General features: G+C 71.5%; 11 protein-coding genes. 4 read left to right on the top strand and 7 right to left on the bottom strand.

Translation table 11 applies throughout. The annotated features are described in order from the left end of the window. Nucleotides 1–45: 45 nt before the first annotated feature. From OG584_RS30030 to OG584_RS30020, 3 genes are all read right to left on the bottom strand, one after another. Nucleotides 46–687 carry a TetR/AcrR family transcriptional regulator gene (locus tag OG584_RS30030; protein ID WP_405782515.1) on the bottom strand — a complete coding sequence of 214 codons (642 nt, stop codon included), beginning with the start codon at nt 685–687 and terminating at the stop codon, nt 46–48. Between the two features lie 184 nt (nt 688–871). Next, the gene (locus OG584_RS30025; protein ID WP_405782513.1) at nt 872–1,027 is read right to left on the bottom strand and encodes a hypothetical protein; all 156 of its coding nucleotides are present in this window, start codon (nt 1,025–1,027) and stop codon (nt 872–874) included. Between the two features lie 319 nt (nt 1,028–1,346). Continuing rightward, on the bottom strand, nt 1,347–2,906 hold the full coding sequence (locus OG584_RS30020) for a diacylglycerol/lipid kinase family protein (RefSeq protein ID WP_405782511.1): 1,560 nt from the start codon (nt 2,904–2,906) through the stop codon (nt 1,347–1,349). 266 nt (nt 2,907–3,172) lie between these two features. Here OG584_RS30020 and OG584_RS30015 point away from each other — a divergent pair, with 266 nt between their 5' ends. From OG584_RS30015 to OG584_RS30005, 3 genes are all read left to right on the top strand, one after another. Beyond that, nucleotides 3,173–3,526, top strand: a complete 354-nt coding sequence (locus OG584_RS30015) for an STAS domain-containing protein (RefSeq protein ID WP_405782509.1) — start codon at nt 3,173–3,175, stop codon at nt 3,524–3,526. A gap of 73 nt (nt 3,527–3,599) precedes the next feature. Continuing rightward, on the top strand, nt 3,600–4,085 hold the full coding sequence (locus tag OG584_RS30010) for an ATP-binding protein (RefSeq protein ID WP_405782508.1): 486 nt from the start codon (nt 3,600–3,602) through the stop codon (nt 4,083–4,085). 643 nt (nt 4,086–4,728) lie between these two features. Further along, nucleotides 4,729–6,966: a SpoIIE family protein phosphatase gene (locus OG584_RS30005; protein WP_405782506.1), complete on the top strand. Its 2,238-nt coding sequence runs from the start codon at nt 4,729–4,731 to the stop codon at nt 6,964–6,966. 51 nt (nt 6,967–7,017) lie between these two features. Here OG584_RS30005 and OG584_RS30000 read toward each other — a convergent pair whose 3' ends face one another. The 4 genes from OG584_RS30000 to OG584_RS29985 form a co-directional block, all read right to left on the bottom strand. Further along, nucleotides 7,018–7,623 (bottom strand): GPP34 family phosphoprotein, encoded by a 606-nt coding sequence (locus tag OG584_RS30000; RefSeq protein WP_405782504.1) that lies wholly within the window; start codon nt 7,621–7,623, stop codon nt 7,018–7,020. A gap of 147 nt (nt 7,624–7,770) precedes the next feature. Continuing rightward, nucleotides 7,771–8,853, bottom strand: a complete 1,083-nt coding sequence (locus tag OG584_RS29995; protein WP_405782503.1) for a hypothetical protein — start codon at nt 8,851–8,853, stop codon at nt 7,771–7,773. A gap of 50 nt (nt 8,854–8,903) precedes the next feature. Beyond that, complete coding sequence (locus tag OG584_RS29990) at nt 8,904–9,494, bottom strand: hypothetical protein (protein WP_405782501.1); 591 nt, start codon at nt 9,492–9,494, stop codon at nt 8,904–8,906. Nucleotides 9,495–9,920: 426 nt separating this feature from the next. After that, nucleotides 9,921–11,657 carry a putative Ig domain-containing protein gene (locus OG584_RS29985; protein WP_405782499.1) on the bottom strand — a complete coding sequence of 579 codons (1,737 nt, stop codon included), beginning with the start codon at nt 11,655–11,657 and terminating at the stop codon, nt 9,921–9,923. A 618-nt stretch (nt 11,658–12,275) separates the two neighbouring features. On the opposite strand from OG584_RS29985, the gene OG584_RS29980 reads away from it, so the two are divergent. After that, on the top strand, nt 12,276–15,041 hold the full coding sequence (locus OG584_RS29980) for an AAA family ATPase (RefSeq protein WP_405782497.1): 2,766 nt from the start codon (nt 12,276–12,278) through the stop codon (nt 15,039–15,041). Nucleotides 15,042–15,043 lie beyond the last annotated feature (2 nt).

The following is a 15,043-nucleotide window of genomic DNA, read 5'->3' as shown; positions in this document are numbered from 1 at the left end:
GGAGTCTGCGCCCGGTGTCCGGCTGTGCCAGCTGTGCCAGCTGTGTCACTGCGGTGGTGGCGGCGACGGGCACTCGGCGACGAACTCACCGATGGTGTCGAGGGTGTTGCGCAACATCCGCACCAGCAGTTCACGGATCTGGGCACGGTCCAGCTCCTGGTGGCCGAGCCAGTCGAGGGCGATGCCCTCCACGGCACTCAGCCAGCCGAGCAGCGCGAGCCTGGCCAGCAACGGGATGTCCCGGTGCCCGTAGGCACCCTCCGCGATGGTGGCGATCAGCTCCTCGCGGACCGCTCCGCGCAGCCCCTGCACCTCGGTGTCGAAGCCGACGCCACCGGTCACGATGGTGCGGAAGGCCGCCCTGTTGTTCTGGGCGTAGAGCAGATAGCCCTCGACTGTACGGTGCACGCGGTCCGCGCTGGGCAGCTCGGTCTCGCCGGCCGCGCGGGCGACGAGATCGGCCACCGACTCCTCGACGACTGCGAGGTAGTAGCCGCGCTTGCTCTTGAAGTAGTAGTAGATGAGCCCTTTCGCGACCCCTGCGTGCCGGGCGATGTCATCCATCGACAACGCGTCGTACGAGGTGTTGGCGAACAGTCTCCGCCCGGTGGCGATGAGTTCCGCGCGACGGAGCTGAGAGCGCTCGGTCGGCGTGCGCTGGTGTATGTACGGTCCGCTCTGGTTCACGTCCGGCCCTGCCCCGCAACTGCCTCAGGAGGCTGCCACTGCCTCGGAAGCCCGAAGTATGGCAGACCCCCCTGAGGTCAAGCGCGTCCAGCTGCAGGGCCGTTGACCTGGAGCTGCCGGGTCGGCGGACGCCTCCGTACCGCTTCGTGCGGTACCGGACAGCCCGGGGAAGCCGGGACAGCCTCTAGAAGTAGTGCTTACGCCCGCCGATCTTGCGCCCGGTGGCGCCGAGGATCCACAGGAGCGCACCGACCACGACGAGAATCCCGCCGACGGTCGTCAGCAACGAGACACCGACCAGCAGGCCGATGATGAGCAGAATGACGCCGAGGATGATCATTGTGGTTTCCGATCTTCAAGTCTCTTCGGTGCGGCGGGCCCTTTCGCCAGGCCCGCTGCCCCCTCTTCCCGTCCGCTGCGTAACCCGGTCCGGGTGAGATCCGGTCGGCCGCGTGTTCGGCGGCTACCGGGTCTCTGTCTTGCTACCTCCGTGTGCCCCGCGCTCCGCCACCCATGCGGCCGCAGACCGACGACCGCAGCCGGATGTGCCGGGCCGCGTACGGGACTGCCGATCCCCTGCGATGTGCGACTACCGCCGTCCCGTTACGGCAGGGGGACGGCGGTACGTGCGGTACGTGCGGTACGCGGGGGCAGCGGTGTCAGCGCAACCACTGGTCCTGGTCGGCGGGGCGGTACAGCGTGACCGCCCGGGGGATCTTGTCGAGCACCAGGCGTCGGTACGGGACTTCGGTCACTTCTCCGTCGTACGCGAAGTGCGGTTCGCCCCGCAGGACTTCGAGGTCCAGCCGGCGCACCTGCCCGGTCGTCAGCACCCGGGAGTTGTGCAGAGTCCCGGTCAGGACAGCGAGGAGCAGCCGGGTGCGGGCCAGCGGGGTGCCCGCCTCCACCGCGCGCACGTCGAGCAGACCGTCGTCGAGCTGGGTGCGGTAGGTAGGGGCGAATCCGGCCGGGTGGTAGATCCCGTTGCCCGCGAAGAGCAGCCAGATACTGCGGGGGCGACCGTTGATGACCACCGAGAGCGGGCTGCCGGTGGCCAGCACCTTGGCCAGGCCCACGGCCAGGGCGGGCCACTTGCCGATGCGCTTCTCCAGCCGCTCCCTGGCGTGCACGAGCTCCGAGTACACCCCGATGCTGAACGTATTGAGGAAGAGCTGCTGTTCACCGCCGCTCGGGGAGACCTCGGCGGGACCGGCGGGCGAGCCGGCCCGCGCTTCCTTCCCCGGGCTCTCGCATGAGGACGCCCGGCCCACGTCGGCAGTGACCGCGTCGCCCGCCCGGATCGCACGGACCACATCCTCCAGGGCCTGGTTGCCGAGGTCCACGGCGAAGTGGTTGAACGTGCCGCCGGGGAAGACCGCGAGTGGCACTCGGTGCCGGGCGGCCGTCGCGCTGCCCGCGTTGACGGTGCCGTCACCCCCACACACACCCAGCGCCCCGCCGTCCGCGACGGCTCGCCCGGCCGCCTCGTCGAGCAGGGCCACAAGATCGTCACCCGGCTCGAAGACAGTGATCACCGCCTCGGGAAGCAGTGTGTGCAGGCGTTCGGCGGTGTCCTTGGTCCAGGAGATACCGGAGGACGGATTGACCACCAGATACAGCCCCTTGCCCTCCTTGAGGGCGGGGGCCGGCCTGCGCGGCGGAGCGGCGGCCGCCGCGGCCTCCGGCTTCACCGGCCACCAGCGGCAGGTGAGCAGGGCCGCGCCCACGCCGACGAGCACGCCGGCGGCCGCACGGCCCCGGTGATCGAGACCCTCACGGCCGCGTACGCGGGCCAGCCCCGCGGCGAACGGCAGCACGGCAAGACCGTAACGGGGCGACTCCAGGGCGACGCCGGAGGCGAAGGCGGCCGCCGACGCCATCGGGCTGGACGGCAGTGAGGCCGTACGCGGGCGCGGGAACACGGCGGGGAACGCGTCCCGGAAGGGGCGGGCACTGCGGGCCGCCGGTTTGGCGAGTGTGTGATTGATCGCCGCGACGATCGCCACCGAACCGATACCGCGCAGCGCGGCCCGGCGGGCGTTCCTGCCTCCGGAAAGGCCCAGCACGGTCGCGGCGCCGAGCCAGACGGCGTCGTGCCCGGAGGCCTTGCGCAGCAGCTGCACCGCGGCACTCCCCCGCGCGGGGGATGCCATATCGAGGGACGCGGCCAGCCGGCGCCCCTGCCGCGGTATCGTCCACAGCCGTCCAGGTCGCTTCATACGCCCGCCCCACCCCTGCACAGAGAGTCCGCTGCGCGCGACCGGGCCCGACCGCAGCGCCGCCTCACCCTACCCGCGACGGGCTCCGCCGTCCGACGAGTGGTTGCGGTGCGGAGAACACCGGGACTGCCGTGCTCGTCCGCGACGGCGCCTGCCCACCGCGCTCCCACCCGAGCGGGATCGAATTCCGGGATCCCGCGGCGGGTGCGATGCCTCCGGCCGCCCCGCACCGTCGCCCCCATCGGTCCTGTAGCAAAATGAGGGCCATGCCGAGTGATGACCTGCTTGTGGCGGTGGAGACCAGTGCCGACGACGTGGTGCTGATCAGTGTCCGGGGCAGCCTGGACGGATGGTCGGACTGCGACGCCCTGGCCGAAGCGCTGAGCCGTGCCGCCCAGGGCAGTACCCAGCAGACGGTGGTGGACCTGTCCCGGCTGACATTCGCCGATTCCACCGCGTTGCACGCGTTGCTGCACGGCCTGCGCAAGCACGCCGAGAACGGGATACCGCTGGTGCTGGCGGGCCCGCTGCACCCGTCGGTGAGCCGCCTCTTCGAAGTCACCGGTACGCACGCGGCGTTCCGGTTCGCAGACAGTGTCGAGCAGGCGCGCACATGCTGAGCCCACGCTCCGTGCACCGCCGCGACCGTGTACGGAGTGTGGCCCGCGCCCTGGAGGGCAGGCGGTCCGAGCAATGATTTCCAGGCGCGAGGCATCAGGTCCGCCCCATCCGGATGAAGCACCGGTCGGGGCGCAGGCCCCTGCCGCACGGCCGGCAGCCCCGGCGGCGCAGTCGGCATCACCGGTACCCCACAACGCCGCAGCGGCGCGTGACGCGGTCGCGCGGCTGCTGACTTCGCACTTCTGTGAACTGGAGGCGGAAGGCCTCGCGGACGTGGTGGTCGCCGACGCGCTGCTTGTCACCTCCGAGCTGGTGACCAACGCCTTCCGGCACGGCGGTGGCCTCACCCGGTTCTCGGCCGAACTCACCGATGAGGGACTCTGCGTCGCCGTGAGCGACACCAGTACCGACACACCGGTCGGCCATCACGAGGGTGACAGCGGAGCAGCCCGGATCGGCGGTTACGGCTGGCCGCTGGTGCTCCGCCTGGCCACGCGTGTGTCCATCACCTGTCACTCCGGTGGCAAGCGCATCACCGCGCTGATCCCCCTGACCTGAACAGACAGGTGGGGGCCGGTCGCCGGTCCTGCCTGACAGCTTTCGACAGGGAATCGCGGGGTACAGCTCAAGCGGCACGTGATGAGGTGCAAAGCGCGCATCGAGGGTAGTCGGGGGTAGGTGGTGCTGGCCGTCAGCGGCTCCCGGTGGATGCTCGGAGGTCTCTGTGACCGGCTGTTCGGCCGGTTGTGCACGGTCGGTTGTTCGTCGTCAGGTCGAAGCGGAAGGCAGCGAAGGGTGTTCTCGGTGGATGGCAGTCCGGCCGGAGAGGCGCTCACTCTGCGCGGCGACCTGGACTTCGAAGGCGCTGTCCGGCTTCGGCCGACGGCTGACTCACCACTGGCCGGGGCGCGGTCACCACTGCCTGTGGTGACCGGCTGCGGCGCCCTCGGCTTGTGCGATTCGCACCGGTACCGGCGGCCCGGTCGGGATCTGCCGGCAGCGGTCCGCATGCGGGGGTCTGCTGTGTCCGGCCGCGTCGACCGCCGCGGTGGCCCGGTTCCTCGCGCCGGCGGGCCTGGCCGGGTGATCGTCCTGTGCGGCACGGCACAGGAGGCGCCGGCCGGGGGCCGTGGTGCGCATCGGCCATACAGCGAGGGCATGTTGTCCTCGGTCCGTTCGGCGAGTGAGAGGTAACAGGGCGATGACACGCGTTCCGGACCAGCGGCCTCCCCTGGCCGCCGCCCCAGCCAGGGGCACCACCGGGGAGGAGACTGCGGAGAATGATCTCCGGGCTCTGTTCGGCCTGTCCACTGCCGTATTCGCCTCCACGGCGGGGCCGGCGCACATGGTGGAGTCGGCCAACGCCGCATTCTTCGCCGCGATGGGCGGCGGGCGTGCTCGTACCGGGGTGCCGCTGGGGCAGCTGACGCCCGGACTCGCCGCCCAGGGCTTCGTTGAGCTGTTGGACAAGGTCTTCCGCACCGGCGAGCGTTACACCGGGCGCGACACCCGTTTCCTGCTGGGCTCCGGCGCCGACACCCGTGAGGTGTTCTTCGACTTCACGTATGAACCCCGGTTCGACGCGGGCGGCAACGTCATGGGGGTACGCCTGATCGGGATAGAGACCACCCAGGTCAAGCACGCACAGCAGCTGACGGCCGAGCACCGTGCTCTGCTGGAACAGATCGCGCGTCAGGCCCCGCTGGACCAGGTGCTGGAGGGCATGGCCCGGATCATCGAGGACCTCGCACCCGACGAGGTCCTCGTCTCCGTCCTGCTCGCCGACGCCGACGGCCGCCACCTGCGCCACGGGGCCGCACCGAGCCTGCCCGGCTTCTACAACCAGGCCATCGACGGCATCGCCGCAGGTGACGGTGTCGGCTCCTGCGGTACCGCCGCCCACCGGCGGGAGCCCGTCATTGTCACCGACATCGCCACCGACCCCTTCTGGGACGACTTCCGCGACCTGGCCGACCGGGCAGGCGTGGCAGCCTGCTGGTCCACGCCCATCCTCGCCAGAGACGGCTCGCTGCTGGGCACCTTCGCGATGTACCACCGCACACCCCGCAGTCCGCAGGAGTCCGACCTCGCCCTGGCCAGGGTGTTCGCCGACACCGCGGCGCTGGCCATCGAGCGCCACCGGGCCGAGCAGGCCCGCCTTGCCGCCGAGGCCCGGGAGAAGGCAGCACGCGACGACCTCGCTTTCCTGCTGGAGGCCAGTACCACGCTGTCCGCCGACCTGGACTACGCCCAGACCCTCCAGCGCCTGGCCGGCTCCTGCGCTCCGGCTCTGGCACCGCTGTGCACCATCGATGTCGTCGGCGCCGGCCGCGTGCGCCGCATCGCCACGACCGGGCCCACCCGTGAAGAGGAAGAACTCCTCGCGTCCCACATCCCCGTGTACGACGCCGCCGATGACGCCGTCGCCCGTGTCCTCGCCTCCGGCGTGAGCGAGATCGCCCGCCGTACACCCACCGGGCCCGGCCCATGGCAGGACCTGAAGGTCACCGGATACCTGTGCGTTCCTCTGCTGGACCGCGGCGCTGCCTTCGGTGCGATGACTCTGCTCACCACCGGCGAGCAGACCTTCGACGGTCACGCCGTCGCGCTGGCCGAAGAACTCGCGCGGCGCGCCGCGTCAGCGGCCCTCAACGCCCGCCAGTACACCGAGCGCGTCACCTTGGCCCGTGACCTGCAGGCCGGTCTGCTCCTGCCCGAAGTACCGGACCTGCCGGGCGCCGAAATCGCCACCTACTACCACCCTTCCGGCGAAGGACTCGACATCGGCGGCGACTTCTACGACGTCTTCGAACTGGGCGACGGCGCGTGGGCCTTCCTGCTCGGTGACGTCTGCGGACGCGGTGCCACCGCAGCCACCACCACCGCTCTTGTCCGCCACACCGCACGTGCCGTCGCCCCGCTGCTGCCCGGCCCCGACGCCGTCGTCCGAGCGGTCAACAGGGCATTGCTCGACCGCCCCGACAGCCACGGGAACGGATTCGTCACCCTCGTCTACGGGCACCTCACCCCCACCGCTGACGGCCTCGACATCGCCCTGGTACGGGCCGGCCACACTCTCCCCGTCCTCATCGACACGCAGCGCACCGTACGACCGGTCGAGAGCGACGGCTCGCTCCTGGGCATCACAGCCGACCCGGACCTGCCGGTTCACCGCGTCCACCTGCGCCCCACCGAAAGCCTGCTCCTCTACACCGACGGCATCACCGAAGCCCGAGCGCCGGGCGGAGAGCAGTTCGGCGAGGAACGCCTGGCGCGGGCACTCACGAACGCTCCGCACCACACCACAGGACCCGAGATCCTCGACGTCCTCGTCCACGCGGTACGCGCCTTCACCGGAGCCCAGCACATGGACGACGACCAGGCCGCTCTCGTACTGACCGCGACCCGGGCGATCGACGCCGCCGGGGTGAGCCAGTAGAGGATGTCCGTCCGGGGCCTGGCCGGCCCGGAGGTCTTCGGAGCCGACCGCTCAGTAGCCGCGCCAGACGTTGTCGAACGCCGCGTCCTCGATCTCCCTGCGCTGCCGTACGGCACGCAGCTCCTGCACAGCACCGCCGACAGCGGCCAGTACCCCTGCGACCGTGTCGTCGGAGGGTTCCGGTACGTCATCGGCGGACTCGTCGCGGATTCCGGCGGCCGACGCCAGAGCCGTGAGCACCGGTTCGCCCGCCGCCCAGCGATCCGCGGCCCGGCGCCGGGCAGCCGAGTCGACGAGCTCCGCCCGCCCCTTCCGCAGCGGAATCCGGCGGCCCCGCGGCCGGACCGTCAGCCCTGCCCGCTCCAGGTCGTCGGCGTACGCCGAAAAGAGCCCGCGGCCCCTGCGCCACAGCCAGTCCTCCACCGACTCGTACGGCGCCTCCCGCACGAGCGCCCCAGCGGCCTCGTCCAACAGGCCGTCCGCCGTGGGCGATTGAGCACTGGGCAGCAGGCGGTCACCCTCCACGACCAGAGCCCTGGCCTCCATGAGGTCGAACACCTCGGCTCCCGCGAGCGCGAGCGACAGCTCACCCTGTGCCACGGGGAGGCCGGGTTTGAGTTCCAGGGCGACAATCGCCAGGTCCCGTGCGGTGGTCATGAGCGGCTCCACGTCAGTTGGCCGGATGTCGGGCGAGCGCTTCGGGGCCGACCGCGTCAGGCGGGACGCCCCCGGTCGATTCTGGCCCCCGCGACCGGCGGGAGCACGCAGGAGCACGCCGGAGCCGCGAACGAGGAGACGGCGGTGTCAGGGCAGGAGGTCTGCTGACGGCATCCGCGCCGTACCGGCCTTTGCCGGGAGCAACTCCGTGCGCAGGAGCGCGAGCGCCGCGCTGACCGGCGGTACGACCAGTGCCGTCAGGAGCAGCAGGCCCGCCGCGGCCGGGACGATCTCCATCACAGCACCGGCGGCGTACGGGTTGTCGTCCGTGAGCCACAGCACGGCGAGACCGACCGGATGAGCGAGGGGCTCCGTCGCGTGGGACAGGGCCCCGTACGCCGCGACGACGACGGCCGTGAGCAGCAGGCACACGCTGCACGCCCGCCACCGCCGCGCGCCACCCGTCAGTGTCCAGGACCGGCGCACGGCGGCCCGCGCGGTGGACGCGCCGTTCACAGCGGCGGCGGTGGCGAGGCCCAGGCGGAACCACACGGCGAAGGCGAGGCCGAGGACGACGAGCGGCAGCCCGTGGCCCAGCAGCCGGTAGGGCGTGCTGGCCGACCGTGAAAGTACCTCGATGTCGATGCCTCCCACGCCCCCGTTCTCGAAGAACATCCAGCCGAGCAGGGCCGGCAGGACCAGTGCTCCCGCGCACGCACTCGTCAGCAGTTGCACGCGCAGGGCGAGCCAGGTGTACGGGCGGCTGCGCCGCCACAGCTCGCCGGGACCGGGGCGGCGCTCCGCCGCCCCGGTGTCACGGGCGGCCACGGCGTACGCACTGTGCAGCAGGGCGAGGACGAAGACGGCCAGAGGCAGCAGCAGCCCCATGAAGGGCAGGCTCCTCAGCAAGATGGAGACCCTCTGGTCCGGGTAGTAGCCGAGGGGCGGGTCCTCATAAGCTATATCGGAGCGTGCGGACTTCCAGGTGAGGGCGAAGTCGTGCCGGCAGACGGCGAATGCCGCTGCCACCAGCACGGAGCCCACGAGCGCGGCGAACAGCGCGACGCCGAAGGAGAAGCCGTACAGGCCACGCCATCTACTGCGGAACAGCCCCAAGGTGCCTGTGGTGAGTCCGCGCCGGCGCGGCGCCCTCTCAGGGGCTCCCCCGCTCTCCGGGAACTCCTGTTGCTCCGCTCCGTCCTGCGCCGCCCGGCGCTCCTGCCGCGTCACCGCTCCCACCTCTCTCCTGCCGTGCCCACGACGACGGTGTCCGCTGTCCCTTACTGGTGCTTGACCGGCGGGCAGTATCCGGTGTTCTCGCCGATGGTGTTGATCTCGGCGTTGGAGCGGGGATCGCCCGCGTAGTCGATCTGGTCGGTGCAACTGGTCCCGGACTCCTTGGCGGTACCCGCGGGCCTGGTCTGCTTCTCCGGCGCCGGGCAGTGGCCGGTCTTCTCACCGATGGTGTTGATCTCGGCGTTGGAACGGGGATCGCCCGCGTAGTCGATCTGGTCGGTGCAACTGGTCCCGGACTCCTTGGCGGTACCCGCGGACCCGGTCTGCTCTTCCGGCGCCGGGCAGTGGCCGGTCCTCTCACCGATGGTGTTGATCTCGGCGTTGGAACGGGAGTCGCCCGCGTAGTTGATCCGGTTGGTGCAGCTCACCTCCGTCTTCGCGGACGTACCCGCTGCCGAGCCCTGGGCGGAGTGGGACGCGGGAGCGGGCGACCGCGTACTCGAAGAGGAGGATGACGAGCCGGTCCGGGAGGAGGAGGCCGCGTCAGTGCCGTGGTTGTCACAGGCCGTGAGTGCCAGACCGGCAGCCACAGCGGCAAGGGCGAACACCGAGATCTTCTTCTTCCGAACGAGCATCATTCTCTCCTCAACAGGTCCCTGCCCTTGGTGAGCAGGCTTTCCGGCCATCAGGGGCATCGGCCGGCCGGCCGGTGCCCCTTGGTCTCTTGCCGTGGTTCTGCGAGGTGTGATGGCGGGGTGGGACCAGGAAGTTCGCGGCTTGATCGCTGTATGACAAGACCGTGACAATCCTGCCCTGGGCCGTCCCGGCGTCATGCCCCCGACGTCCGCGGCCCGCACACCGGTCCGTTACGCGGGCCGGGATGCGGGAGAGCCACGGTGCGCCGAGTCCACGCGTCTCTCGCCCGGCTGCCCGGCAGCCCGGCAGCCGCAGCCGTGCCGTATGCCGACCGGCGGTACTCCGGTAGGAGCACCGCCGGTCGCCTGTCCGCGGGCACGCGCCGGGCAGGTTCGGCCCCGGGCGCGGTCGGTTCTCCCGGCCGTCTAGGAGTAGATGCTCCAGGTGAGACTGACCGAGCCGGCCTTCCCGCTGCTGTCGGTCACGGTGAAGGTGCTGGTTCGAAGACCCCACGTGGTCGGGGTCCCGGTGACAATTCCGGTGGTGGGGCCGACAGTCAGGCCTGCCGGGAGGTTGGTGGCTTTGAAGGTGTACGGGGCGCTGCCGCCGGAAGCCCGCAGGGCCAGGGTGACCGGCTTGCCGATGTAGGACGTCTGGCTGCCCGGATCGGCCAGGGTGGGAGCTCCCCCCTGGCTGGTGGTGACGGTCCAGGAGAAGCTGGTGGAGCCCGACTTGCCCGCGCTGTCGGTGGCGGTGACGGTCACGTGGGAGGTCCCGGCGGTGGTCGCGGCGCCGGAGATGGTGCCGGTAGCGGACGCTATGGACAGACCGGCGGGCAGACCCGTCGCCTTCCACGTGTACGGGGCGGTGCCGCCCTCGGCGGTGTTCCGCACCTCTGCGGCACTGCCCACGGCGGTGGTTCGCGCGGAGACCGCGGAGACGGTGACATCGCCGGGCTGCGGGGCGGAGGTGACGAGGGTGGCACCGAAGCGGGTGAGGGCCTCGTTGACGGGCTGGAAGATCGTGAACTTCTCCCCGCTGCCGGAGCTGCAGGTAGCGCTGCCACCGCCGGAGTGGAGGCCGACCGCCTTGCCGCCGGTGGCGGTGACGTAGGCGCCGCCCGAATCTCCGCCGTCGGAACAGGCACTGGAGTAGGAGAGGCCGTCGATGACCACGCTGCCGTAGTCCACGCTCTGGTCGACCTTGGTCACCTCACCGCACCGCAGGCCGGTGGTCTGTCCCGAGCGGCAGACCGCGGTGCCCACGACCGCGTCGGCGGACCCGGTGACGGTGATGTCGGGGCCCTGTGTGTAACCGGAGACCGTGGGGGCGAGGTTCCAGCCGGGCTGGTCGACATCCACTATGCCCATGTCGCCCTCACGCGCGTCGACGCTGCCGACGCCGTTCTTGTTGGACGTACCGACCCGGCTTCCGTCCTTGCCGTAAGCAGCCTGGTCGGCGTCGTTGGTGCAGTGTCCGGCTGTCAGGAAAGCCTTGGCCCCACCGCTGGTACGGGTGACGGGGAAGCCGATCGAACAGGGGCTCTCGGTACCCGGTATCCACTTCTCCCCGCCGACAACGTCCGCCTGCTGGCGGGGGACCTGGTCTGACTCGTTGATGTGCACGATCGCACCCAGCTCGGCCACTTCGGTGAGGAACGACTCGGTGGCAGCCGTACGTCCGGTTCGGGCAACCGTTACTTCGACGCGGTTGTTACGGACGTCCGGACCCCACGCCCGCACACCGTGGACTCCGGCGCCGACGGCAGCCGAGATGCTCCTGGTGGCTGCGGCCAGCTGGGCCCCGGTGTAGGCGGCCCGGTGGACGACCGCACCGGCGGCGCGGGCGGAGTCCGCGTCCCTGTGATCGACGATGGCCGCGTTGAGCCTGCCGGAGGCGGCGTCGAACCACATGCCGCTGACGCGGTCGCCCAGCTCGGCGCGGATGCGGGTGGCACTGTGCCCGGCCGCCGATTCGTCGGCGACGCGGTGCCGGGCCTCGTTCGCGGTGAGGTGGAGGTCGCGTTGCATGGCCTCCATGACCTGCGGCGGTACGGAGGGGCCGGAGGCCGCTTCGGCCGTGGCGGGGAGGGCCACGAGCCCGGTGAGGGTGGCGATTGCTGCGAGGCCGGCCAGCAAGGGCCGGTGTGGGAGAGCACGCACGGAGGTGTTCCTCTCGAAGGGAGCGCACCGGTGGGGACACCCGCACGAGCCGGGCCCCAACCGGCTGGGGGCCGGGGGCAGCCCCCGGAGGGAGCCCTGGATCGGCGGGCCGGTCCGGACGCCGTCCGGGGGTGGCCAACACGATCCGCTCGCAAGGGGGTCGGGAGCATCGGAGAATTCCCTCGTGCGCAGCCGGAGTCCGGCCGGAGAAGGGCCGGGCAGCGGAGGAGGACGCGGGGGCCGTGCACCCCGGCGCACCCCGGCGCCACGGCGCGGTCCTCACCCCGGGAGGAGCGTCCTGGGAGGACCGCCGGCCCCGTGTGGGTGGAGATGTGCCCGACTGCGGCCGGCCGCGCCGCACGGCCCAAGGCCGCCTGCATGTCCACCGGTTGCCGGACGTTCGCCGGGAGGGCACCGGCGGGCGGGCCATGAGCCCCCGTGCCGGAGACCTTGGCTCCCGGCAGCGGGCGCCGTCCCGTCTCCGGAGGCCGGGCGGCTCAACACGCCACAAACGATGCGGTTTCTGATCTGTCGTGCCATCAGGGGAAACCCTTGACCTGACGGGCCTGCCACCCGGCCGTTGTCACATGTCGCCGTCCGGTCCTACCGTGCCTGCTTGTGAGGGATGTCGAAGCGGCAGCGGGCTCGGAGACCGAGTTCTCGTCGTGGCAGGACGCGGTCCATGAGGTCGTACGGGCGCTGCGGCGTGAGGGCCGGGTCGCCGTGACCGGTGTATGGGGGGCGGGAAAGACCACACTGCTCGCCGAAGTCCTCGGCGAAGTCCGCGACGAGGACCGGATCCTGGTGCGGGTGACGTGCGCGGACGAGGACCGGGCCCACGTGTTCGGTGGCGTGGCGCAGCTGCTGTCGCAGCTTCCCTCTCGGGTCCTCGCCGGGCAACCGGCCAGGTGGCGCCCGGTGGTGGAACGGCTGCTGCGCCGCTCCCCCGCCGAACCGGCGGCGTTGGAGGAGATCAGCGCGGCCCGACTCGCTGTGGCAGGTCTGCTGCGGTCCTCCCCCGGCTTCGTCCTCGCTGTCGACGGGGCTCAGTGGCTCGACGAAGCCAGCACGGATGTCCTGGGCTATGCCGTACGCACGGTCGCGGCACCGCACCTGGGCGTCCTGGTGAGCGAACGGGTCGAGGGCAGGCCCCGGGCCGCGGCCCGGCTGCTCGGCGGGCATCCGGCGCATGTGCCGGTCCCGGCGCTGGATGTGGCAGACACCGCAGCCGTCGCAGCGGCCCGAGGCCTCCCCCACCGCTGGGCGGCAGCCGTGTACCAGAGCTGCGGCGGGCATCGCCTGCTCACCGCAGTCACCTGCACGGCACTGGCGCAGCAGAGGCCGGGCGACCGGTACGCGTACGTCACGCCGACGGCGACGGTGCAGACCTCGAAGGCGTGGCTGGCCGTACTTCCCGCCCCGGTGCTCGCGACACTTCTGACGGCGGCATCGGCCGTGGCCCCCACACTGTGCCTGCTGGAGCGGGCCGGGCGCCGGGACGCCGAGGGCCACCTGCGCCTCGCGGTCGCCGCAGGGATCGTCCGCCACGAACGGTCCGGAGCCGTCCGCTTCACCGCGCGGGTGGTGGCCGAAGCGCTGACCAGCGGAGCCGGCAGACAGGAGAGGACATGTGCGCACCGAGCGCTGGCCGGTGCGGTCGCTGATCCGGTGCAGCAGGTCCGCCACCGGGCTCTGGGCTGCGAGGACGCAACCGACCAGTGCCTGGCGGAGGACACAGCGGAGGCCGCCGCCCGAGCGCACAGGGACGGCGACCGCGCGCTGTCGGCCGAGCTCTTCCTCCTCGCCGCTGAACTGACCCCTGTCTCCCGGCCGCGCCTGCGTCTGGAGCGCTTCCTGTCCGGGGCGCGGGAAGCCGCGGCCTCCGGCGACAGTCACCTCGCATGGCAGGCGGCGGACGCCGTCGCCGCTTCCAGACCTACGCCTGCGGAGCACGTCACGGCGTTGCTGGCCGTGGTCGATGCCCACAGCCAGGCCCTGGCCGGGGTGGCGGGGCTGCTGGAGCGCTGCCGGCAGATCGCTTCGAACGCCCCGGAGCTGCTGGCCGCCGTGGAACTGCGCGCCGCGATCACCGCCAATGTCTCCCACAGCGGCCCCGACGAGGCGCTCGGAGCCGCCAAGCACGCCGCGGATCTGGCCCGGAACACCGGCCAACCCCGTCTGGAAGCGGCGGCCCTGACAATGCGGGCGCGGATGGAGCGCGTACTGAGCAGCGAGGAGAGCGCCCGGACCCTCAGCCGTGCACTGGCCCTGAACGTACCTGTGCACGAGGGCGGTATCGGGAACAGCGCCCAGTACCTCGCGGCACGGCATGCCGTCTTCGACGACCGACTGGCCGAGGCCAGAACCCGCCTGACCACTCTTCTGGCGATAGCGGAGCAACACGGCCAGAGCGAGGACCTCGTCGACATCTGGCGCAGCCTCGCCGAGGTCGAGGTCCGTAGCGGCGCGTGTGCGCAGGCCGTGGTGTGGGCGGGCACGGCTCTCCAGGCATCCGCCGACTCGGGACTCTCACTCGGGCCGGCCTGCTACACCGCGGCCCTCGCCCAGAGTGCGGGCGGTTCCTTCGCCGCGGCGCTGCGCTACGCGGCGTGCGGTGAGAGCGCCGCGCGGGAGGAGGGAGACGTTCTGCATCTGGCCCGGAATCTGTGGGTCGCCGGCACGGTCCGCCTGCACACCGGGGAGATCGACGAGGCCGTTGCCCTGTTCACCCGGCTGGACCGGTCAGAGAGCGGCCGGCCGTCCGGTGATCCGTCCATGTTCCGCTGGCAGCCGGACGCCGTCGAGGCGTTCGTCGCGGGCGGAATGCTGGATGCGGCACGCGATCTGATCCGGCGACACGACGACGCGGTGCGACAGGACACGGGCACCGGGGCGGGATGGATGCGTGCACGTGCGCTTGTCCTGGCCCGCGCAGGTGACGTCGACCGGGCGGTTCTGCTCCTTCGGCAGTCCGCCGCCGTCTTCCACGGCGCCGGACTGCCGCTCGAGGAAGCCCGCACATGCCTGGTCCTCGGACGCGCCGAACGCGCCCGCCGACGCCAGGCCGCCGCCCGCGCGGCGCTGCAGACGGCGGCGCACCTCCTCACCGTGGCCGGGGCGCTGCCCCTGCTGGCCACCGCCGACGAGCTCCTGACCCGTCTCAACGGTCACCCGCAGCGCACCGTGCCAGGGCAAGCCGAACTCACCGCATCCGAGCGTCGCCTGGCCGGCCTCGTCAGCCAGGGCGCCAGTAACCAGCAGGCAGCACAGCAGATGTACCTCTCCGTCAAAACCGTTGAGAGCATGCTCAGCCGGATCTACCGAAAACTCCGCATCCGCTCACGCACCCAACTGGCTGCCGCCCTCACCTCGACCGTGGTCTGATC

It is taken from the genome of Streptomyces sp. NBC_00859, from assembly GCF_045161865.1.
GTDB lineage: Bacteria > Actinomycetota > Actinomycetes > Streptomycetales > Streptomycetaceae > Streptomyces.
Note: the sequence above shows the minus strand (reverse complement) of the source record. Positions and strands in the feature narration are given on the sequence as shown.

What these genes read in the sequence shown, in the direction of transcription:
- OG584_RS30015 (WP_405782509.1), top strand. Translation starts at nt 3,173, where the DNA reads ATGCCGAGTGATGACCTGCTTGTGGCGGTGGAGACCAGTGCCGACGAC.
- OG584_RS30005 (WP_405782506.1), top strand. Translation starts at nt 4,729, where the DNA reads ATGACACGCGTTCCGGACCAGCGGCCTCCCCTGGCCGCCGCCCCAGCC.
- OG584_RS30000 (WP_405782504.1), bottom strand. Translation starts at nt 7,623, where the DNA reads ATGACCACCGCACGGGACCTGGCGATTGTCGCCCTGGAACTCAAACCC.
- OG584_RS30010 (WP_405782508.1), top strand. Translation starts at nt 3,600, where the DNA reads ATGATTTCCAGGCGCGAGGCATCAGGTCCGCCCCATCCGGATGAAGCA.
- OG584_RS30025 (WP_405782513.1), bottom strand. Translation starts at nt 1,027, where the DNA reads ATGATCATCCTCGGCGTCATTCTGCTCATCATCGGCCTGCTGGTCGGT.
- OG584_RS30020 (WP_405782511.1), bottom strand. Translation starts at nt 2,906, where the DNA reads ATGAAGCGACCTGGACGGCTGTGGACGATACCGCGGCAGGGGCGCCGG.
- OG584_RS29990 (WP_405782501.1), bottom strand. Translation starts at nt 9,494, where the DNA reads ATGCTCGTTCGGAAGAAGAAGATCTCGGTGTTCGCCCTTGCCGCTGTG.